Origin of the sequence: Streptomyces sp. B15 (assembly GCF_018070605.1) — a bacterium.
Lineage (GTDB): Bacteria > Actinomycetota > Actinomycetes > Streptomycetales > Streptomycetaceae > Streptomyces > Streptomyces smyrnaeus.
In genome coordinates this window covers 61604-81573 of the sequence record NZ_JAGPXJ010000002.1, presented here as the reverse complement: position 1 = coordinate 81573, position 19970 = coordinate 61604, and the positions used below count along the sequence as shown (strand labels likewise).

The 19970-nt window shown below is 72.1% G+C and carries 19 protein-coding genes; 9 read left to right on the top strand and 10 right to left on the bottom strand.

Annotation, left to right across the window (positions count from 1 at the left end):
* Window positions 1–35 precede the first annotated feature (35 nt).
* A complete protein-coding gene (locus tag KBY19_RS01810) occupies window positions 36–263 on the bottom strand; it encodes a DUF4287 domain-containing protein (protein ID WP_099881670.1) in 228 nt (75 codons plus the stop codon).
* Window positions 264–377: 114 nt separating this feature from the next.
* Here KBY19_RS01810 and KBY19_RS01805 point away from each other — a divergent pair, with 114 nt between their 5' ends.
* Window positions 378–743: a hypothetical protein gene (locus KBY19_RS01805; RefSeq protein WP_185017069.1), complete on the top strand. Its 366-nt coding sequence runs from the start codon at window positions 378–380 to the stop codon at window positions 741–743.
* Here KBY19_RS01805 and KBY19_RS01800 read toward each other — a convergent pair.
* From KBY19_RS01800 to KBY19_RS01790, 3 genes are all read right to left on the bottom strand, one after another.
* On the bottom strand, window positions 730–1770 hold the full coding sequence (locus KBY19_RS01800) for a hypothetical protein (protein WP_099881668.1): 1041 nt from the start codon (window positions 1768–1770) through the stop codon (window positions 730–732). The genes KBY19_RS01805 and KBY19_RS01800 overlap by 14 nt on opposite strands.
* A gap of 293 nt (window positions 1771–2063) precedes the next feature.
* The gene (locus KBY19_RS01795; protein ID WP_099881666.1) at window positions 2064–3284 is read right to left on the bottom strand and encodes an acetyl-CoA C-acetyltransferase; all 1221 of its coding nucleotides are present in this window, start codon (window positions 3282–3284) and stop codon (window positions 2064–2066) included.
* A 242-nt stretch (window positions 3285–3526) separates the two neighbouring features.
* Window positions 3527–4564, bottom strand: a complete 1038-nt coding sequence (locus KBY19_RS01790) for an SGNH/GDSL hydrolase family protein (protein ID WP_099881664.1) — start codon at window positions 4562–4564, stop codon at window positions 3527–3529.
* 349 nt (window positions 4565–4913) lie between these two features.
* Here KBY19_RS01790 and KBY19_RS01785 point away from each other — a divergent pair, with 349 nt between their 5' ends.
* Window positions 4914–6311, top strand: coding sequence for a cystathionine beta-synthase (locus KBY19_RS01785; protein WP_099881660.1), 1398 nt, complete (start codon window positions 4914–4916; stop codon window positions 6309–6311).
* A 58-nt stretch (window positions 6312–6369) separates the two neighbouring features.
* On the opposite strand, the gene KBY19_RS01780 is transcribed toward KBY19_RS01785, so the two are convergent.
* The gene (locus tag KBY19_RS01780) at window positions 6370–6801 is read right to left on the bottom strand and encodes a hypothetical protein (RefSeq protein ID WP_099881658.1); all 432 of its coding nucleotides are present in this window, start codon (window positions 6799–6801) and stop codon (window positions 6370–6372) included.
* Between the two features lie 140 nt (window positions 6802–6941).
* On the opposite strand from KBY19_RS01780, the gene KBY19_RS01775 reads away from it, so the two are divergent.
* On the top strand, window positions 6942–7793 hold the full coding sequence (locus KBY19_RS01775) for a MurR/RpiR family transcriptional regulator (RefSeq protein ID WP_210964966.1): 852 nt from the start codon (window positions 6942–6944) through the stop codon (window positions 7791–7793).
* 164 nt (window positions 7794–7957) lie between these two features.
* A complete protein-coding gene (locus tag KBY19_RS01770; protein WP_221505977.1) occupies window positions 7958–8629 on the top strand; it encodes a GNAT family N-acetyltransferase in 672 nt (223 codons plus the stop codon).
* On the opposite strand, the gene KBY19_RS01765 is transcribed toward KBY19_RS01770, so the two are convergent.
* Window positions 8617–9255: a TIGR03086 family metal-binding protein gene (locus tag KBY19_RS01765; protein ID WP_307843417.1), complete on the bottom strand. Its 639-nt coding sequence runs from the start codon at window positions 9253–9255 to the stop codon at window positions 8617–8619. The two genes, KBY19_RS01770 and KBY19_RS01765, sit on opposite strands and share 13 nt — an antisense overlap.
* Window positions 9256–9259: 4 nt before the next feature.
* Window positions 9260–9655 (bottom strand): VOC family protein, encoded by a 396-nt coding sequence (locus KBY19_RS01760; RefSeq protein ID WP_143674876.1) that lies wholly within the window; start codon window positions 9653–9655, stop codon window positions 9260–9262.
* Between the two features lie 284 nt (window positions 9656–9939).
* Between KBY19_RS01760 and KBY19_RS01755 the strand changes: the two genes are divergently transcribed.
* Window positions 9940–11115 (top strand): PP2C family protein-serine/threonine phosphatase, encoded by a 1176-nt coding sequence (locus tag KBY19_RS01755; protein ID WP_099881652.1) that lies wholly within the window; start codon window positions 9940–9942, stop codon window positions 11113–11115.
* Between the two features lie 95 nt (window positions 11116–11210).
* Here KBY19_RS01755 and KBY19_RS01750 read toward each other — a convergent pair whose 3' ends face one another.
* Both KBY19_RS01750 and KBY19_RS01745 read right to left on the bottom strand, forming a co-directional pair.
* A complete protein-coding gene (locus tag KBY19_RS01750) occupies window positions 11211–12107 on the bottom strand; it encodes an aldo/keto reductase (RefSeq protein ID WP_099881650.1) in 897 nt (298 codons plus the stop codon).
* A 45-nt stretch (window positions 12108–12152) separates the two neighbouring features.
* Entirely contained in the window at window positions 12153–12866 is a 714-nt protein-coding gene (locus KBY19_RS01745; RefSeq protein WP_185017065.1) for a type 1 glutamine amidotransferase domain-containing protein, read from the bottom strand.
* Between the two features lie 238 nt (window positions 12867–13104).
* On the opposite strand from KBY19_RS01745, the gene hutU reads away from it, so the two are divergent.
* The 4 genes from hutU to hutI all read left to right on the top strand — a co-directional run bounded on the left by hutU (window position 13105) and on the right by hutI (window position 18682).
* A complete protein-coding gene (gene hutU, locus KBY19_RS01740) occupies window positions 13105–14781 on the top strand; it encodes a urocanate hydratase (protein WP_210956694.1) in 1677 nt (558 codons plus the stop codon).
* 28 nt (window positions 14782–14809) lie between these two features.
* The gene (locus KBY19_RS01735) at window positions 14810–15997 is read left to right on the top strand and encodes an allantoate amidohydrolase (protein WP_099886551.1); all 1188 of its coding nucleotides are present in this window, start codon (window positions 14810–14812) and stop codon (window positions 15995–15997) included.
* Window positions 15998–16057: 60 nt separating this feature from the next.
* Window positions 16058–17419, top strand: coding sequence for a formimidoylglutamate deiminase (locus KBY19_RS01730; protein ID WP_307843422.1), 1362 nt, complete (start codon window positions 16058–16060; stop codon window positions 17417–17419).
* Between the two features lie 75 nt (window positions 17420–17494).
* Window positions 17495–18682: an imidazolonepropionase gene (hutI, locus tag KBY19_RS01725; protein ID WP_099881642.1), complete on the top strand. Its 1188-nt coding sequence runs from the start codon at window positions 17495–17497 to the stop codon at window positions 18680–18682.
* 25 nt (window positions 18683–18707) lie between these two features.
* On the opposite strand, the gene KBY19_RS01720 is transcribed toward hutI, so the two are convergent.
* A complete protein-coding gene (locus KBY19_RS01720; RefSeq protein ID WP_307843416.1) occupies window positions 18708–19883 on the bottom strand; it encodes a serine hydrolase domain-containing protein in 1176 nt (391 codons plus the stop codon).
* Between the last annotated feature and the right edge of the window lie 87 nt (window positions 19884–19970).

The window sequence follows — 19970 nt, the reverse complement described above, 5'->3', positions numbered from 1 at the left end:
GGACGGTCCATCCGGACCGGGACAGGAAACGCGGCCTAGCGGTGGCGCGCTGCGCGCCGCAGGTCGTGTTCGTGGATGATCGCTTTGGCGTGCCCGTAGGCGAGGTTGTGTTCACCGCGGAGCCAGCTCACCTTCTCCTCGAAGCGGAGCAGGGAAGGGCCCTCATCGACCGCGCGGAGCCATTCGGAGACTTCGCGACCAGTGCAGTGAGGAATGCGGGACAGCATGTTCCGGTGGGTCTCTTCGGAGAAGACTTGGGACATCGGCGCCTCCGGACGCTTCTGCAATGAGTCCTTGACGACACGTTGCCTGAGCGTTCGTGCGTTGGCAACAGTGCGGGGGCGCTGCACCGGCGCACGGACGCATAAGCTGGGGGCGTGCCCCCTGTCGACACCCGCCCCCTGAACGACGCCGTGGAACGGCTCGCCGACCGGCTGCGTGCCCTCCCGCAGAGCACCCTGCGGCGCGGCGCCGCCGCGGAAGGGCTCGCGCTCGCGAGGGAGTTGGCGCTGCTGGCCCAGCGGGTCGAGTTCCCCGAGGGCGGTATGTCCCGGGTGCTGCCCGACGCGGGCCTCTTCGCAGTCGGCGACCAACTCGCCGTAGCGGGTCACGATGTGGTCGCGGCGCTGGAGACGGCCCCCGGCGCCCTCGCCGAGTCCGCCCTGCGGGAAGCCCTCCAGCTGCTGGAGAGCTCTGCGCTGTCCTCGCGGGGCGCCGCCCCGCGAGGGGCTACAGGGGCGTGATGACGCGGTCGGCCAGCAGGTAGGCGGTCCGGCCGTCGGGGAAGCCGAAGGTGAGGGTGTAGGAGCCGGCGATGGAGGAGCCGCCCATCAGCACCGGGGGCTCACCCCGGCGCACACCGTCGGCCAGCGCCTCGCTCGTGGCGCGGTGGCCCGGCGACAGGCACACCGTCGTACCGTCCTCGAAGACGTAGACGTCCAGCGTGCCCAGCGGCCCGGGGCGCACATCCGCCAGCGGCGTCTGCGCCTCGGCGAGTTCGCCCAGCCGCTCGACGGTGCGCTCGTGGTAGGTGACGGTCGGGGTCGCGGGTGAGGGCGCGGCGCCGGGGGCGACCGGCTCGCCGTTGAGGTTGTAGTCCGGCTGGGAGGGGTGGCGGCGACGGGCCGCGGCCAGCCCGGGGGACTCCGTCCCCGGGGTGTCGTCCTCGTCCGCCGAGCGGCCCGCCTCCACCGCGTCCAGGGCCGCGCGGGAGTCCTCGTCCCCGCCCGGGGCGCCGTCCGTGCGCGTGTAGGGGGCCACGTCCACCTCGATCTCGATGTCCATGTCCCCGTCCTCCGGGCCCGGCTGGCGGGGGATGAACGCGGCGCCGGCGTCGGTGTCCAGCAGCCCGTCGAGTTCGTCGGTGAGCTCGTCACCGAGGTCACCCGGCGCGACCTGGTACTCCGTGCCGTGGCCCGCCAGCAGCGAGCCCGTCCCGGGCTCCGCGTCACGCGCCTCCTGCGCGGCCCAGAAAGCACGGGCCTCCGCCAGCTCGCGCTCACGCTCGTCGGCCAGCGCGGCCGCGACGGCGGCGCGGATCTCGTGCGAGAAGTCGCCGGCCACCGCGGCCCGGCCCGTGCCGGGCTCGTCGGCCGCCGCCTCGCGGGCCCGCGGGATCGCGGTGGCCGGGCCGGCTGTCGGTGCCGTCTCCAGTTGGGTACGCAGCGCCGTCAGCTGGCGGCGCAGGCCGCGCGCCGTGTGCAGTGCCGCACCGCCCAACGCGGTGGCCGCGGCCGCCGCGCACAGCAGAATGAGGGATATGGCGCTCACTGACTTGACTCCCGGTTCCGGTTCGGTCCCCTGATACGGTCCCCCCGGTCATTGCCCCTGTCTTCCTACAACAGCGCTGTATTCCTACAACAGCGTTGCGGGGAAGGTTGTTCAAGGTTCTTCGACCGTAGTGCAAATCCCGTCGAACTGGACAGGGGGAACCGGGGACCTGTTCCGCACGCACCGCTGTGACCTGCGAGAACGTCACGCCCCCAGGGTGTATATCACATCCTGGGGGCGCTTCGGTCTCGTCGTTGTATAGGCGGTGCCCGCAAGCCGGTGACGCCGGTGGGTCAGCTCAGCCGCTCGAGCACCATCGCCATGCCCTGGCCGCCGCCGACGCACATGGTTTCCAGTCCGAACTGCTTGTCGTGCCACTGGAGCGAGTTGAGCAGCGTCGTGGTGATGCGGGCGCCGGTCATCCCGAAGGGGTGACCCACCGCGATGGCGCCGCCGTTGACGTTGAGCTTGTCCAGGTCGATGCCGAGGTCCTGGTAGGAGGGGATCACCTGGGCCGCGAACGCCTCGTTGATCTCCACCAGGTCGATGTCGCCGATCGACATGCCCGCACGGGCCAGCGCCTGCTTGCTCGCCTCGACGGGGCCGTAGCCCATGACCTCGGGGGAGAGCGCGGAGACGCCGGTCGACACGATGCGGGCCAGCGGTGTGAGACCCAGCTCGCGGGCCTTGGTGTCGGACATGATCACGAGCGCCGCGGCACCGTCGTTGAGCGGGCAGCAGTTACCCGCCGTGACCAGACCGTCCGGGCGGAACACCGGCTTGAGGCCCTCGACGCCCTCCAGGGTCACCCCCGGCCGCGGGCCGTCGTCCTTGCTCACGACCGTCCCGTCCGGGGTGGTGACGGGGGTGATCTCGCGCTCCCAGAAGCCGTCCGCGATGGCCTTCTCGGCGAGGTTCTGGGACCGGACGCCGAACTCGTCCATCTCACGGCGCGTGATGCCCTTGTGACGGGCCAGGTTCTCCGCCGTCTGCCCCATGGCGATGTAGACGTCCGGGACCTTCCCCTCCTCGCGCGGGTCGGTCCAGCCCTCTCCCCCCTGTTCGGCGCGGGCTGCGGTGCGGGCCTCGGCCTCGGCGAAGAGCGGGTTGTGGGTCTCGGGCATCCCGTCGGAGGAGCCCTTGACCGAGCGGGAGACCATCTCGACGCCCGCCGAGAGGAACACATCGCCCTCGCCCGCCTTGATGGCGTGCAGCGCCATCCGGGTCGTCTGCAGGGACGAGGAGCAGTAGCGCGTGATGGTGCAGCCAGGCAGATGGTCCATGCCCAGCTGGACGGCGACCACGCGGCCGAGGTTGTGGCCCTGCTCCCCACCGGGGAGGCCGCAGCCCAGCATCAGGTCGTCGATGTCGGCCGGGTCCAGCTGAGGCACCTTGGCGAGCGCCGCCTTGACGATCTCGGCCGTCAGATCGTCCGGGCGGACGTCCTTGAGGGAGCCCTTGAAGGCGCGGCCGATGGGGGAGCGGGCGGCGGAGACGATCACTGCTTCGGGCATCAGGGCTCCTGGGAGTCGGCGAGTGGCTACGCAGCGGAAGCTACCCGCCCGTAGGGTGCGGGTCACGGCCCTGGCCATGTGATGCGGGCCTCTTCTAAGCGTTTGCTTTTTCCGCTGCGCGGTCAAGTAGCTGCCCGCCCGGTGACCCCGCTTCCTCCGGCCGCGACGGCACGGCACCCCCCGCTCGCAGGGGTGCCGTGCAAGTCGTGGGAGGGCCCCGCCCTCGCCGGGGCGGGGCTCCCTCAGTGGGTCTCGGCGCTGGGCTGCGGCCTGGGGCCCGTTTCCTCCAACGGCGGCAGCCGGCGCCGTCGGCGGTGTTTGAGCAGGGCCCATGGCCCGCGCATGCCGGCGACCTCCGTGCCGCCCTCGGCCGCCGCCTCCGCCGCGGCGCGGGCGACGGGCAGGATGCCTTCCCGCCGCCGGACGTCGGGCCGCTCGTCCTCGGTCGGCCACAGTCCCAGCGCGGCGCACAGCGTGGGCAGTATGGCCATCGCGGCCGTCGCGTACCCCTCGGCGGAGGGGTGGTAGTTGTCGGGGCCGAACAGCTCGCGCGGGTTGGCGGAGAACTCGGGTCCCAGCAGATCACCCAGCGAGACCGTGCGGCCGCCCTCCTCGACGACGGCGATGGTCTGGGCGGCGGCCAGTTGACGCGACAGCCGCCGCGCGATCCAGCGCAGCGGCTGTCCGACGGGCTCGACGCTGCCCAGGTCGGGGCAGGTGCCGACCACCACCTCGCAGCCGGCCGTGCGCAGCCGCGCCACCGCGTCCGAGAGATAGCGGACCGAGCGCGCGGGGGGCATGCGGTGGGTGACGTCGTTGGCGCCGACCATGATGACGCACACGTCGGGTGCCTCGGACAGCTTCCGCTCGCTCAACAGCAGGGTGATCTGCCGTTCCAGGTCGTCGGACATGGCGCCGGAGAGCGCCACGTTGCGCAGTTCGACGGGGCGTTCGGCGAGGGCGGCCAGCGCCGAGGCCAGCAGCGCGCCGGGGGTCTGCCGCGGCCGGTGGACGCCCTGGCCCGCGGCCGTGGAGTCGCCGAGGAAGGCCAGGCGCAGCGGCTGTCCGGAGTAGAGCCTGCCGAAGGCACTGCCGTACAGACCGTCGGCCTGTGGCGGCTCGTCCTCGGAGCCGCCGATATGACGTTTCGCCAGTTGGAGCTCGGTGAAGAGCAGCCCGACCGCCGCTCCACCGACCAGGCCGAGTCCGCCGCCTCCATAGGCGGCCGCGGTCGCGATTCGCCGGGCTACTCTCGCGCTCGACGCCTTCGACATCGGCATTGTGCTCTTCCGCCTCCCGAGTTCTCGGTCCCACCGGGCTTCGCGCTCATGGGCTCATGGCTGCTGGGTCGCTTCTGTATGTTCGGTTGCGGCTGTCTGCGCATCGCGGTCGTGTGTTTCCCGTTTCGTGGCGTCCGGTGCCCTGTTTCCGGTTCCGTTCCCGGTTCCGGTCCGGCGTGCGCCGGGTGTGCGCCGGACCCGCGCGCCGGGTTCGCAACCTCCAAGACTGTGTTGCCCGGTGTGGCCCGCTCTGCAACGCACCTGGGGTGTGCACGTGTTGCCCCATAGGCTGTCGGGACGGGCTCGCGACCCCGCGGCCCTGCGACCACGACTACGCGCGGAGACCACGGTGCAGTATCACGAGTCGATGATCGAGCTTGTCGGAAACACCCCGCTGCTCAAGCTCAACAGTGTCACGGACGGCATCCAGGCCACCGTCCTTGCCAAGGTCGAGTACTTCAATCCAGGCGGTTCCGTGAAGGACCGGATCGCGCTGCGCATGATCGAGGCGGCAGAGGAGTCCGGCGAGTTGCAGCCCGGTGGGGTGATTGTCGAACCCACCTCGGGCAACACCGGCGTCGGACTGGCCATCGTGGCGCAGCAGAAGGGGTACCGGTGTCTCTTCGTCTGCCCCGACAAGGTCTCCATGGACAAGATCAATGTGCTGCGGGCTTACGGAGCGGAGGTCGTGGTCTGCCCCACGGCCGTCGATCCCGAACATCCCGACTCTTACTACAACGTTTCCGACAGGCTGGTCCGCGAAACCCCGGGCGCCTGGAAGCCCGACCAGTACAGCAATGCCAACAACCCCCGCTCGCACTACGAAACGACCGGCCCCGAGCTGTGGGAGCAGACCGATGGCCGGATCACCCACTTCGTGGCGGGAATCGGCACCGGCGGCACCATCAGCGGCACCGGGCGATACCTGAAGGAGGTCAGTGGCGGCCGGGTGCGGATCGTGGGCGCCGACCCGGAGGGGTCGGTCTACTCGGGCGGTTCGGGCCGGCCGTATCTCGTCGAAGGCGTGGGGGAGGACTTCTGGCCCGACGCCTACGACCGGGACATCACCGATGAGATCGTGGCCGTCTCCGACAAGGACTCCTTCCAGATGACGCGGCGGCTGGCCAAGGAGGAGGGGCTGCTGGTCGGTGGCTCCTGCGGGATGGCCGTGGTCGGTGCGCTGGAGGTGGCCAAGCGGCTCGGGCCGGACGCCAAGGACGCAGTGGTGGTCGTCCTGCTGCCGGACGGCGGACGCGGCTATCTGAGCAAGATCTTCAACGACGAGTGGATGAACGACTACGGCTTCCTGGAGGAGGGCGGCACCACGGGGGCCCGGGTCGGCGAGGTGCTGCGCTTCAAGGAAGGGCCGATCCCCTCCCTGGTGCATATGCACCCGGAGGAGAAGGTGGGCGAGGCCATCGAGGTGCTGCGCGAGTACGGCGTCTCCCAGATGCCGGTCGTCAAGCGCGGCGCGGGGCACCCGGATGTGATGGCGGCCGAGGTGATCGGCTCCGTCGTCGAACGGGAGCTGCTCGATGCGCTGTTCGCCCAGCGGGCCTCCCTCGACGACCCGTTGGACAAGCACATGAGTGCGCCGCTGCCGCATGTGGGTGCGGGGGAGAGCGTCGCCGACCTGATGGCCGTGCTGGAGGGCGCCGACGCGGCGGTCGTCCTCGCGGAGGGCAAGCCGAGCGGTGTGGTCAGTCGCCAGGACCTGCTGGCGTTCCTGGCGAACGAGGGCCGGTAGGAGCCGCGCCCGGGGTGAGGCCTCCCCGCGCGGCCTGGAGCCCGCTTACCGCGGGCCCCTAGCCGCGGCGGGGGTCCTCGCCCGCGCTGTCCCGGGAGAACCAGGAGCGGCTCGCCTGGAAGCCGTTGACCGCGACGATGCCCGCCCAGCAGGTGACCAGCCCGGTGAGTCCGGCGTTGGCCACGGCTATCGCGGTGAGCGGGATCGCCAGCACGAGGGAGGCCACCGCCAGGCCCAGCCGGGCGCCGAGTCCGTCCGGGTAGGTGTGCGGCGTCTGCTGCTGCACTCCGGTGCTGTTGCCCCGTGCGACCACCATCTGCTGCTCCGCCATCTGGCGGCGCACCCGTTTGTCGACCACGTTGTCGAGGCGCTGCTCCACCTTCTCCAGGAAGGAGTCGAGCAGCTCGTCCTCGTATTCGGGGCCCAGTTCCCGGCGCGTCTGCAGCGTCGCGTCGAGTTCCTTCTTCAGCTCATGGTCGGGTGCGCTCATACCGTCACAGTACGGTCGCCGCGGGGGGCGGGGCAGTGGTGCTAGCACCACTTCTGGCCGTCCATCGGCCGTGCTTGCCGGGACGGCCTCCCCTGCATACTGTTATGCAGGGGAGGAGTGGGCTGAATGAGAGGTACGGGATGAGCAGCGCGAGCACGCGGTTGCTGAAGCTTTTCGAGGGGCACCGGCTGACGCCGACCCAGCGCCGCATCGCGCACTGCATGGTCCGCAGGGCAGGTGACGCGCCGTTCCTCTCCAGCGTCGAGCTCGCCGAGTTGGCCGGGGTCAGCCAGCCCTCCGTGACGCGGTTCGCGGTGGCGCTCGGCTTCGACGGCTATCCGGCGCTCCGCCGCCATCTGCGGGAGAGCGAGCCGCCCGAGGGCGCCGAGCCGGCGGCGGAGGGCGAGGGGCCCGGCGGGCTGAACGAGTACCAGCAGGCCGTGCACGCCGAGATCGAGAACCTGCGGCACCTGGCCACCCTGCTGGACGACCCGACGCCCGTCGAGCGCGCCGGAGCACTGCTGGCGGCCTCGCGCCCGCTGCCCGTGCTCGGGTTGCGGGCCGCTGCCGCACAGGCGAGCGGTTTCGCGTACTTCGCCGCCAAGGTGCACCCCGATGTGCGGCTGCTCACCGAGGGCGGCTCCATGCTCCAGGACCGTATCGACGGGTGTGTACGGGCCGGCGCCGGAGCTTTGATGTGCTTCGCGCTGCCCCGGCATCCGCGCGAGACGGTCGAGGCGCTGGACAGGGCGCGGGAGGCGGGACTGTCGATCGTCACCGTCGCAGACAGCGCCTTCGCGCCGGTCGCCAACCCCGGCGACCTGCTGCTGCCCGCCGCCGTCGGCACGGGCCTCGCCTTCGACACCGCCTGCGCCCCCATGCTGCTGGGACGGGTGCTGCTGGAGGCGATGTGCGACGGGCTGCCGGACGCGCAGGCGCGGCTGGAGGAGTTCGACGCGCGGGCGAGCGAGCGCGGCCTGTTCGCGGAGTGACGCGGCGGCGCGCCGAGGCCCTCAGCCGCTGCGGCGAGGCCCGGGGGCGCTTCGCGGGCGGGTCGTTCGCTGCGGCGGACCGGCTGTGAAATCCGGGTGCCGGCCGCGGCGTTGTGCACGTACCGTGCGCGGCCGTAGGCCATGCGACCCCTTGGAGACCCTGATTGGACGACTCCCGACTTCCGGCCCCTGCGCACCCCGCCGCCGACCACGGACTCATCAGGACCTGGGTGACGGGCTGGGCCCTCTCCCGGGGCACACCCGCACCGGTGGAGCGCCCGTGGGGGCTCTACATGGAGATCGGCGACAAGCTTCTGGTGGGGCGGCACGTACTGCTGCACGCCGACGCGGCGACGGTACGCGAGGCCGCAGCCGTGGTGACCGTGCCGGAGACCTGGCTGATGGTCTTCGCCGAGCCCGAGCAGGTCGCCTCCTGGCTGCCGCCCGACTGGGAGGTGGACCACGCGGAGACCGGCCACCTGATGGCCGCCGACCTGCGGACGAGTGATCCCGTACCGCCCGACGGCTACACCCGTACGGTCGAGACCCGGGACCGCGTCACCTACGTACAGGTGCACGACGCGACAGGCGAGCCGGCGGCCTGCGGACAGACGGCCGTGCTCGGTGACGCCGCCGTCATGGACCGCATCCATACCGAAGAGGCGCACCGCCGCCGCGGTCTGGGCCGCCTGGTGATGCGCACCCTCGCCGACAGCGCGGTGGCCGCGGGAGCCACCCTCGGCCTCCTCGGCGCCACCCCGCAGGGGCGGGCGCTCTACGAGACGCTGGAGTGGAGAGCGCACACCATCCTGACCGAGTGCGTCTACCGGCCGTAGGCCGGATCGCGGCCCAGGAAGGCCAGCAGCCGGTCGCCGGGCGGCGCGTCCGGAGCGATGGGCAGCCGCGGTGCGAACAGCGGATGCCGCGCCCCCTCGTGCGGCACCAACTGCCGGGCCACAGGCAGCAGCCGGGCCGCCAGCGGCGCGGGGATGGGGCGGTCGGGAGGGCCGGTGGCCCGCCCGATGTCCCATCCGTGCACCGCGATCTCGACGGCGCCCGTCAGCGCGAGAGCCGTCGCTGTCAGCGGCGCGTCGGCCACCACGACCCGGTCCGGACCGGCGGCGGTCCACGCTCCCAGCAGCCGTGCGGCCCGCAGCCGGAAGGCCGCCGCCGGGTCCGGGGCCCGCGCGGCGGCTCCCGGCGCGGGGGCCGCCGGGTGCAGGGCGACGGTGCCCTCCGTGACGCCCTGGTGCAGCGCCGCCAGCGAGTCGTCCACGTGGACCATCAGCCTGCCCAGGTCCCACTTCGCGCACGGCGTCGGCCGGTGCAGCAGTGCGGGGGTCACGGGCTGGGCGGTGCCCAGCGCGTAGCCCACCGCGTGCCGCAGCAGCTGCACCGCCCGCGCGGTGCTGTCCTCGGCGGTCCCGCCCTCCCGCACGCCCCCGTCCTCCTCGCGGAACACGGGGCTAGGAGGTCGAGCTGTCGTCGGTGGCCTCGAAGAGCTGGACGTAGTTGCCGTCCGGGTCCTCCACGGTGCCCAGCAGGACGTGCGGGTCCGCCGCCTCCACCGGGCGGACCCAGCGCGGGTTGAGCTGCTCGGTCAGCCGCCGGGCCACCTCGTGGATGTCGGTGACCTCGAAGTTGACCAGGATCCTGCCCGGTTCTACGGATTTGCGGCCCACGTCGTCCCTGCTCTCGAAGATGACGTAGGTGCCGCCCAGCTCCAGCCCCAGCATGGGGTCCTGTGTGTCGCCCGGTGCCGTGTGAGGGGCGAACGCGGTGCGGTACCACTCCCACAGCCTCTTCGGGTCCGTGCTGCCCAGTACGATGCCGCCCACCCGGGGGCCGCTCGATCCCGTCATGACGTCTACCTCCCGCAACCGTCGGACGCCGGGCGCGCTGCTCCGGCGCTTGTAGGAGATGGACCGGGCCGGGCCGGAAAACTCATCGGCGGGCGCCGCTGTCCGTGTCACCGTCCCCCGAGCGGACGTAAGGCTGCCCCTCCCGAAGAGGGAAGATCGGGGAGGACCGGTTCATATCCGGCTGCGATACCGTCGTTCGCGGGACTCTTCCGGACCGGCTGAGCCAGTGCGATCCCCTCTGCCCACGGGGTCATCGTCAGCCCCGCACAGAACCAGGACCGCGCGTGGACAGTTTCGCCGCCTTTCAGCAAGCGCTGCGCACAGCGCCGCCGCACGCCCTCGCCCGGATCGCCATCGCGGAGCTGCGGGAGGGCTACGGTGCCGATCTCGTCGAGCTCCGCATCGTCGACTACGGGGTGAAGTCGCTGCAGCTGGTCGACGGCTACGCGGCCAAGACCGAGCCGGTGTCCGTCCACGACAGTCCGCAGGGGCGCGCGTTCGGCTCCCAGGAGCCGTTCGTGACCCAGCAGCCGGGCGGCGGTGTCGTCGTCCATCTGCCGATCACCGTGCGCGGCGACCGGCTCGGCACGCTCTCGGTCGGCCTTCCTGCCTCGACCGACGCGAACGGCATGCTGCCGGCGTTGCGACAGCTGTGCGAGATGCTGGGCCACGAGATCCTGGTCGCCGAGCGCGACACGGACCTGTTCGTGCTGGCCCGCCGCGCCTCCCGGCTGACGCTGGCGGCCGAGATGCAGTGGCAGCTGCTGCCGGGACGTTCCTGCGTACGCGAGGAGTTCGAGGTCGGGGCCCATCTGGAGCCCGCGTACTCGATCCACGGCGACAGCTTCGACTGGGAGGCCTCCGAGCGGTTTTTGACCCTCTCCGTCACCAACGGCATGGGTGAGGGGATGGAGGCAGCGCTGCTGACCGGTCTCGCCGCCAACGCGCTGCGCAACGCACGCCGTGCCGGGCTGGACCTCGCGGGCCAGGCGACCCTCGCCGACCAGGCGGTCTACGCGCAGTACCAGGGCTCGGCGTACGTCTCCGTGCTGCTGCTGCGGATCGAGCTGACCACCGGTCGGGTGGAGGCCGTGGACGCGGGTTCACCGAAGGTGTGGCGGGTGCGCGGCCGGGCCGTGGAGGAGCTCTCCTTCGACCACCAGCTGCCGCTGGGCATGTTCGAGGACACCGTCTACGCGGAGGAACACTTCACCGTCCGGCCGGGCGACCGCCTGCTGATCGGCAGCGACGGCGTGTACAGCACTCCGGGCCGGGGCGGCGAGACCTACGGCGAGCGCGCTATGAAGCGCTCGCTGCCGGGGCACCGGCTGCTGCCCGCCGGCCAGGTCCCCGTCGCGGTCCTGCGCGAGCTGGCCGCCTACCGGGACGAGGCGCCGCTCCACGACGACGCACTGGTGATGTGTGTCGACTGGCACGGCCGCCCGGGGACCCCGGTCTGACCGCCTGCTGTGCGGCGTCGGGCCGACCGGTTGCCGGTGGCGGCTTGCGGCTCCCGGCCCCGGGGCCTCCCGGAGGAGTGGGTCTCGTCGCCGCCTCAGGGCTGGACCGCGGCCGCCAGCTCCTCGAACTCCGTGTCCGTCAGTTCGATCCGGGCCGCCTGGGCGTTCTCCTCCAGATGCATCAGCCGTGAGGTGCCCGGGATCGGCAGCATCACCGGGGAGCGGCGCAGCAGCCAGGCGAGGGCCAGCTGGGAGGGGGTGGCGCCGTGCTGGTGCGCCGCGGTCTCCAGCGGGCCGCCGGGGCGGGCCAGTTCACCGGTCGCGATGGGGAACCACGGGATGAAGGCGACGTTCTCCTGCTCGGCGTACTCCAGTACCGACTCCGCGCTGCGGTCGGAGAGGTTGTAGAGGTTCTGCACGGAGACCACGTCCACCAGCTTCCTGGCCTCCTCCAGCTGCGCCACCGACACCTCGGACAGTCCGATGAACCGGATCTTGCCCTCCTGCTGCAGCAGCGACAGTTCGCCGAGCTGGTCGGCGACCGGGACCTTCTCGTCGATGCGGTGCAGCTGATAGAGGTCGATGCGCTCCAGGCCCAGGTGGCGAAGGCTCAGTTCGCACTGCTGTCGCAGATACTCCGGCCTGCCCACCGGCCGCCAGTCGTCCGGACCGGGCCGGGTCAGTCCGCCCTTGGTGGCGACGACCAGGTCGTCCGGGTACGGGTGCAGGGCTTCGCGGATGAGGCGTTCGCTGACGAACGGGCCGTAGGAGTCGGCCGTGTCGATGAAGTTCACGCCCAGTTCGACGGCGCGCCGCAGCACCCGTACGGCCTCGTCCGGGTCCTTGGGCTCGCCCCAGACGCCGGGGCCGGTCAGCTGCATGGCGCCGTAACCGAGCCGGTTGACGGGCAGCCGGCCGCCGAGTGCGAAGGTGCCGGCGGCGCCGACGGGCCGGCCGGCGTGTACTGCCGGGGCTGCTGAGGAGTCGGGCACGAGTCGTTCCCTTCTTCGATGACACCTGACTGTGTGCTGACCCGGTCAGCCAAGCATCTTGATGACCTCGGCGGCCACCGGCCCCGCCGAGGCCGGGTTCTGGCCGGTGACCAGGTTGCGGTCGACGACCACGTGCGGGGCCCACGGCTCGCCGGCGTCGAAGTGCGCTCCGGCCTCGACCAGCCGGTCCTGGAGCAGCCACTTGGCCTTGTTCGCCAGCCCCGTCTGCTGTTCCTCGGCGTTGGTGAAGCCGGTCAGCCGGTAGCCGTACACCGCGCTGGCGCCCTCCTGGGTGTGGGCGGCCAGCAGTGCGGCGGGGCCGTGGCAGACGACACCCAGCGGCCTGCCCGAGGCGAGGGTCCGCACCAGCAGTGTGCCGGAGTCCGAGTCGGTGGCCAGGTCCTCCATGGGGCCGTGTCCGCCGGGATAGAAGACCGCGTCGAAGCCGGCCGGGCCTCCGCCGCTGTCGATCCGTACGTCCTCGATGCTCAGCGGCTGGCCCAGCTCGGTGAAGGATTCCAGGCCTGCGGCCACCCGGTCGGCGCCTGCCTGTCCGCCGTTCGCGTCAGCGCTGAGGCTGGCCTGGTCGACGCTGGGGACGACGCCGCCGGGGGTGGCGACCACGACCTGGTGGCCGGCGGTCTTGAACGCCTCGTAGGGCGCGACGGCCTCGTCGGCCCAGAAGCCGGTGGGGTGCTGGGTGCCGTCGGCGAGTGTCCAGTGGCGGGCACCGGTCAGCACGAAAAGGATCTGCGACATGTCGTTCTCCGGGGGCTGCGGGGGAGGGCTACTCGACGACGGTAGGCCGCGCCGGGCCGTCACGGTGGCAGACGTCACCGGGCGAGCCCGCCTCGTCCCCTGGGCGCCGCAGCCCGTGGGTGCCCGGCGGCCGCACGGACCCCGTTGACTAGTTCTATTCAGTGCGTAAGGTTAGTGAATAGATTCGATACGCGGGCATCGGCATACGCGTACGACCGAGTCGAGGAGGCAGGCCCAGATGACCAGCACCGCAGGACCGCGCCCGGTCAGGGCAGCGCGTGGGAGCGAGCTGAGCGCGCTCGGATGGCAGCAGGAGGCCGCACTGCGGATGCTGCACAACAACCTCGACCCCGAGGTCGCCGAGCACCCCGACAAACTCGTCGTCTACGGCGGCACCGGAAAGGCCGCGCGCGACTGGGCGTCGTTCGACGCGATGGTGCGCACCCTGCGCACGCTGCGCGGCGACGAGACGATGCTCGTCCAGTCCGGCCGCCCCGTCGGGGTGATGACCACCCACGAGTGGGCGCCGCGCGTGCTGATCGCCAACTCCAACCTGGTCGGCGACTGGGCCAACTGGGAGGAGTTCCGCCGCCTGGAGCAGCTGGGTCTGACCATGTACGGCCAGATGACCGCCGGTTCGTGGATCTACATCGGCACCCAGGGCATCCTCCAGGGCACCTACGAGACCTTCGCGGCGGTCGCGGCGAAGAAGTTCGGCGGCTCCCTGGCCGGAACCATCACCCTGACCGCCGGGCTCGGCGGGATGGGCGGTGCCCAGCCGCTCGCCGTCACCATGAACGACGGCGTCGCCATCGTCGTCGAATGCGACCCCTCCCGCATCGCACGCCGTATCGAACACGGCTACCTCGACGTGCGTGCCGAGAGCACCGCCGAGGCGCTGCGGCTCGCCGTCGAGGCCCGGGACGCGCGCCGCCCCCTCTCGATCGGACTGCTCGGCAACGCCGCCGAGGTACTGCCGCAGCTGCTCGCCGACGGCGCCCCCATCGACATCGTCACCGACCAGACCTCGGCCCACGACCCGCTCTCCTACCTGCCCGTCGGCGTCGACTTCGCCGACATGGCCGCGTACGCCGCCGACAAGCCCGCCGACTTCACCCGGCGCGCACGCGAGTCGATGGCCGCGCACGTCGAGGCGATGGTCGGCTTCCAGGACGCCGGCGCCGAGGTCTTCGACTACGGCAACTCCATCCGCGGCGAGGCGCAGCTCGTCGGCTACGCACGCGCCTTCGACTTCCCCGGCTTCGTCCCGGCCTACATCCGCCCGCTGTTCTGCGAGGGCAAGGGCCCCTTCCGCTGGGCCGCGCTGTCCGGGGACCCCGCCGACATCGCCGCCACCGACCGGGCCCTGCTGGAGCTGTTCCCCGAGAACGCCTCGCTCGCGCGCTGGCTGAAGCTCGCCGGCGAACGCGTCCACTACCAGGGACTGCCCGCACGCATCTGCTGGCTCGGCTACGGAGAGCGGGCCGCGGCCGGTGAACGGTTCAACGAGATGGTGACGGCAGGCGAGCTCTCCGCCCCGCTGGTGCTCGGGCGCGACCACCTCGACTGCGGTTCCGTCGCCTCGCCGTACCGCGAGACCGAGGCCATGCGCGACGGCTCCGACGCCATCGCCGACTGGCCCATGCTCAACGCCATGCTCAACGTCGCCTCCGGCGCCTCCTGGGTCTCCCTCCACCACGGCGGAGGGGTCGGTATGGGCCGCTCCCTGCACGCCGGTCAGGTGACGGTGGCCGACGGCACCGCGCTCGCGGGCGAGAAGCTGCGGCGCGTCCTCACCAACGACCCCGGTACGGGAGTGATCCGCCACGTCGATGCGGGGTACCCCGAGGCGGAGGCCGTCGCGGACGACCGCGGAGTCCGGATTCCCATGCGGGAGGGAGAGCAGCGTGACTGAGGGCGCCCCCGGCTCGTCCTTCCACGCCATGTGGAAGGAGCTCCTTCCCCTCGGAAAGGCCCCCGGCGGCGGCTACCGCCGCTTCGCCTGGTCGGGGCCCGACCTGGAGTGCCGGGCGTGGTTCCGGCAGCAGGCCGAGGCCAGAGGGCTGGCGTACGAGGTCGACGGGAACGGCAACCAATGGGCGTGGGCCGGCGACAGCAGCGGCCAGGACGCGCTGGTGACCGGCTCGCACCTCGACTCGGTTCCGGACGGCGGCGCCTTCGACGGTCCGCTCGGGGTCATCTCGGCGCTCGCCGCGTACGACGAACTGCGAGCCCGGGGCACGGACTTCGCCCGCCCCTTCGCCATCGTCAACTTCGCCGACGAGGAGGGAGCGCGTTTCGGACTGTCCTGTGTGGGCTCCCGCCTGCTGACCGGTGCGCTCACCCGCGAGGGCGCCCACGCGCTGCGGGACGCCGACGGGGTGACGCTCCCGCAGGCCATGGAGGCCGCCGGTCAGGACCCGCAGACGCTGGGCCCCGACGCCGAGCGCCTCTCCCGGATCGGCGCGTTCGTGGAGCTGCACATCGAGCAGGGCCGCGCACTGGCCGAGACGCGGCACCCGGTCGCCGTCGCCTCGGCGATCTGGCCGCACGGTCGCTGGCGGTTCGATTTCCGGGGCGAGGCCAACCACGCGGGCACCACCCGGCTGGAGGACCGCCGGGACCCGATGCTCACCTACGCCAACACCGTGCTGGCCGCCCGCAAGAAGGCGCGGCTGGCGGGCGCGCTGGCCACCTTCGGCAAGGTGGCCGTGGAGCCGAACGGGGTGAACGCCGTTCCGTCCCTGGTCAGCGGATGGCTCGACTCGCGGGCTCCGGATCAGGAGACGCTGGCGGGCGTCGTCGCCGAGATCGAACGCGCGGCCGGGGAGCGCGGCGGGCGCGACGGTGTGGCCGTCGAGGTCACCCGGGAGTCGGAGACACCCCTGGTCGAGTTCGACCACGTCCTGCGCGACCGGCTGGTGGCGCTGCTGGGCGGCGAGGTGCCGGTGCTGCCCACCGGCGCGGGACACGACGCGGGTATTTTGTCCGCTTCGGTGCCCACGGCCATGCTGTACGTCCGCAACCCGACCGGTGTCTCGCACTCGCCCGCCGAGTTCGCCGAGGAAGACGACTGTGCGGCGGGCGTCGGCGCGCTCGCCGACGTACTGGAAGGTCTGCTGCGAAGGTGAGCCGGTGTGACGACGAGGACTAGGACGAACCCCAACGCGACGGGCCCCGACCCCGGTGGCGTGCCGGCCGAGAAGGTCTACTGGTGCGAGCACGCCTGGCTCAACGGCACCGTCGAACCGGACGTCGTGCTGGAGGTGACCGCGCAGGGCCGGCTCGGCGCCATCCGCACCGGTGCGCAGGCACCGCCGCCCGGCGCGGTCACCCTGCACGGGCTGACGCTGCCCGGACTGGCCAACGCCCACTCGCACGCCTTCCACCGCGCACTGCGCGGCACCGTCCAGGTCGGCTCGGGCACCTTCTGGACGTGGCGCGAGACCATGTACCAGACGGCGTCGCTGCTCACCCCGGACAGCTACTACGCGCTGGCGCGCGCGGTGTACGCCGAGATGGCACTGGCCGGGATCACCTGTGTGGGCGAGTTCCACTATCTGCACCACGCGCCGGGCGGCGCACGCTACGACGACCCCAACGCCATGAGCCACGCGCTGGTCGCCGCGGCCGCGGACGCGGGCATCCGCATCACCCTGCTGGACACCGCCTACCTCGCCTCCGGCGTCGGCCGCAAGGGCCGCGGTGAGCCACCCACCCGGCAGCAGCTGCGCTTCAGCGACGGCAGTGCCCAGGAGTGGGCCGAACGCCTGGGTGACTTCGAGCCGGACGGCGACCACGCACGGGTCGGCGCCGCCGTGCACTCCGTACGGGCCGTGCCCGCGCGCGAGTTGCACACCGTCGCCGAGTGGGCCGAACAGCGGGGCGCGCCGCTGCACGTCCACCTGTCCGAGCAGACGGCCGAGAACGAGGCGTGCCACAGCGTCCACGGCCTGACGCCCACCGCGCTGCTGGCCGAGCACGGCGTACTCGGCCCCCGGACCACCGCTGTGCACGCCACCCATCTGACGACGGACGACATCCGAACCGTGGGCCGCACCGGAACGGGTGTGTGCATGTGCCCGACCACCGAACGCGACCTCGCCGACGGCATCGGCCCGGCACCGGCCCTCGACCGCGCCGGGGCCGGGCTGTCGCTGGGCAGCGACAGCCACGCCGTCATCGACCTGTTCGAGGAAGCCCGCGCCCTCGAACTGAACGAGCGCCTCGCCAGCCGGACGCGAGGCCACTGGACCGCCGGACAGCTGCTGCGGGCCGCCACCGAGGGCGGGCACGCCGCGCTCGGCTGGCCCGAGGCGAGCCGACTGGAGACGGGGGCCCTGGCGGACTTCGTCACCGTCGGGCTGGACTCGGTGCGCACGGCCGGCCCGGTGGCACGGCTCGGTGCCGAGACGGCCGTCTTCGCCGCGACGGCCGCCGACGTCCGCCACACGGTGGTGGGCGGTCGGCACGTGGTGCGGGACGGCTCCCACACCCGCGTCGACTCCGTCCCCAAGGCCCTCACGGAGGCCATCGCAGCGCTCCGCCCCTGACCGCAGTCGGGAGGCCCCGCCCGCCACGAAGGACGCCCGATCCGAAGGACGCCTGACCCGAAGGACGACCGACCCATGCCCGAAACCCCCACCACCTGCTCCCTCACCAACATCGCCGCCCTCGTCACCAACGACCCCGCCCAGGGCGACGGAAGCCCGCTCGGCATCATCGAGGACGCCGCACTCGTCATCGAGGGCGACACGGTGGCGTGGGTCGGCCCCACCCACCGGGCACCGGCGGCCGACCAGACGCACGACGCGGGCGGCAAGGCAGCCGTCCCGGGCTTCGTCGACAGCCACTCCCACCTCCTGTACGCGGGCGACCGCACCCAGGAGTTCAACGCCCGCATGTCCGGACGCGCCTACACGGCGGGCGGCATCCGCACCACGGTGCGGGCCACCCGTGAGGCCACCGACGAGACCCTGGCCGCGACGCTGGCCGCCCATCTGCGCGAGATGCGGGCGCAGGGCACCACCACCGTCGAGACCAAGTCGGGCTACGGCCTCAGCCCCGAGCACGAGGCCCGTGCGCTGCGGGTGGCCGCGCGGACGCCGGGGATGGAAGAGGTCACCTACCTCGGTGCGCACATCGTGCCGCCCGAGTACGCGGCCGACCCCGACGCGTACACCGCGCTGGTCGCCGGCGACATGCTCGACGCGTGCGCGCCGTACGCCCGCTGGGTGGATGTCTTCTGCGAGCAGGGTGCCTTCGACGAGGACCAGTCCCGCACCATCCTCACGGCGGGCAAGGCCAAGGGCCTCACCCCCCGTGTCCACGCCAACCAGCTCACTCATGGTCCCGGCGTCCAGCTGGCGGTGGAGGTCGGAGCGGCTTCGGCCGACCACTGCACACATCTGACCGACGCGGATGTCGACGCACTGGCGGGCAGCTCGACAGTGGCGACGCTGCTGCCCGGCTGCGAGTTCTCCACCCGCGCCGTCTACCCGGACGCCCGCCGCCTCCTGGAGGCAGGCGCCACGGTCGCCCTGTCGACCGACTGCAACCCCGGCTCCTCGTACACCTCCTCGATGCCGTTCTGCATCGCCATCGCCGTACGGGAGATGAACATGACGCCCGACCAGGCCCTGTGGTCCGCGACGGCGGGCGGCGCCCAGGCGCTGCGCCGTACCGATGTCGGCCGGCTGACCCCCGGCTGCCGGGCCGACATCGCGCTGCTGGACGCCCCCTCCCACGTCCACCTCTCCTACCGTCCGGGCGTCCCGCTGGTCGCGGAGGTCTGGCAGGCGGGCGTGCGCGGGTGAAGGGTGCCGGGCGGACGCCGACCGGCTAACCGGGGTCGGCGGGCAGGTCGAAGGCGGCCCGCATGAGCCGCTCCCCGACCGGGTTCATGTCCGGCCCCTTGGCGTCGGTCGAGTTGAGGGAGTAGACCACGGTGCGGGACAGGTCGCGGGTACCGGCGATCATGGTGTTGTAGCCGGGCCGGGCCCCGGTCTTGAGCCACACCACGCCCTGTCCCGTGTCGTACCGCTGGAGCCCGGCGCTCATGGTGGCGCCCTCGATGTCGGGCACCGTGAACATCTCGCGCTCCAGCAGCGGCTGGGGCACGATCTCCCCCTTGAACAGGGCGAAGAGCAGCCGCTCCAGGTCGGCGGTGGTGGAGATCATGTCGCCCGCCGCCCAGCGGTCCGACATGTTCCACTCGGTCGCGTCCACCACCCGGCCGTCCGCGAGTTTCTGGTAGCCGCGGTTGTGCGGGCCGTGGATGCGCGGATCGGGGCCGCCGGGGAAGGACGTGTGCCGCATGCCGGCCGGGCGCAGCACATGGAGCCAAGCCTGGTGCTCGTAGCTGTCGTGGGTGACCTTCTCGACGATCATGCCGAGGACGGTGTAGTCGATGTTGGCGTACCGCTGCTTCTTCCCGGGGCCCTCCCCCTTCCCCTTGTACGGGCCCTTGGCCACCGACGAGGCCACGACCTGTTCGGGCGTGAGGGTCTTGAAGCGGTTCTCGTACCCCTCCCCGTCCACCGGGCCGAGGCCCTCGCCGGGCTTGAGACCGCTGGTGAAGGTGAGCAACTGCCGTACGGTGACGGGGTCGAACTCGTCCGTCAGCAGTCCCGGCAGATAGTGCTGCACCGTTCCGTCGAGGTCGATGTCCCCCCTGGACGCGAGCTTCAGCACCAGGGCCGAGGTCACCACCTTGGTGGTGGAACCCGCCCGGAACCGGGCGTGCTCCAGCGCCTTCCGGCCGGTGCGCAGATCCCGTACCCCGGCGCTGCCGTGCCAACTCCCCTTTCCGCCCACCCGCGCGAGTGCCGCGGTGGTGTCCTTGTCGGGCAGACCCCGCAGCGCCTTGTCCAGCAGCGCCTCATCGGGGCCTTCCGAGTGCTGCCGTGCCACCAGCGCCTGTCCGCCGGGCGCCTGCGCGAGGGCGGGCACCGCGCCCACCGATCCGACCAGTCCACCGGCCACGAGGGCCGCCACCAGGGTGTTCCGTATACGCACCTGCACCACTCACTCCGCGAGTCGGGATCCGAACCGTTGGCGATCATCCTTCCGCCGTCCGTGGAGGTGTGGATCACCGTCGGGGAC

What these genes read in the sequence shown, in the direction of transcription:
- KBY19_RS01780 (WP_099881658.1), bottom strand. Translation starts at nt 6,801, where the DNA reads ATGAGCGCACCCGACCATGAGCTGAAGAAGGAACTCGACGCGACGCTG.
- hutU (WP_210956694.1), top strand. Translation starts at nt 13,105, where the DNA reads ATGACCAGCACCGCAGGACCGCGCCCGGTCAGGGCAGCGCGTGGGAGC.
- KBY19_RS01810 (WP_099881670.1), bottom strand. Translation starts at nt 263, where the DNA reads ATGTCCCAAGTCTTCTCCGAAGAGACCCACCGGAACATGCTGTCCCGC.
- KBY19_RS01775 (WP_210964966.1), top strand. Translation starts at nt 6,942, where the DNA reads ATGAGCAGCGCGAGCACGCGGTTGCTGAAGCTTTTCGAGGGGCACCGG.
- KBY19_RS01760 (WP_143674876.1), bottom strand. Translation starts at nt 9,655, where the DNA reads ATGACGGGATCGAGCGGCCCCCGGGTGGGCGGCATCGTACTGGGCAGC.
- KBY19_RS01745 (WP_185017065.1), bottom strand. Translation starts at nt 12,866, where the DNA reads ATGTCGCAGATCCTTTTCGTGCTGACCGGTGCCCGCCACTGGACACTC.
- hutI (WP_099881642.1), top strand. Translation starts at nt 17,495, where the DNA reads ATGCCCGAAACCCCCACCACCTGCTCCCTCACCAACATCGCCGCCCTC.
- KBY19_RS01735 (WP_099886551.1), top strand. Translation starts at nt 14,810, where the DNA reads ATGTGGAAGGAGCTCCTTCCCCTCGGAAAGGCCCCCGGCGGCGGCTAC.
- KBY19_RS01795 (WP_099881666.1), bottom strand. Translation starts at nt 3,284, where the DNA reads ATGCCCGAAGCAGTGATCGTCTCCGCCGCCCGCTCCCCCATCGGCCGC.
- KBY19_RS01790 (WP_099881664.1), bottom strand. Translation starts at nt 4,564, where the DNA reads ATGCCGATGTCGAAGGCGTCGAGCGCGAGAGTAGCCCGGCGAATCGCG.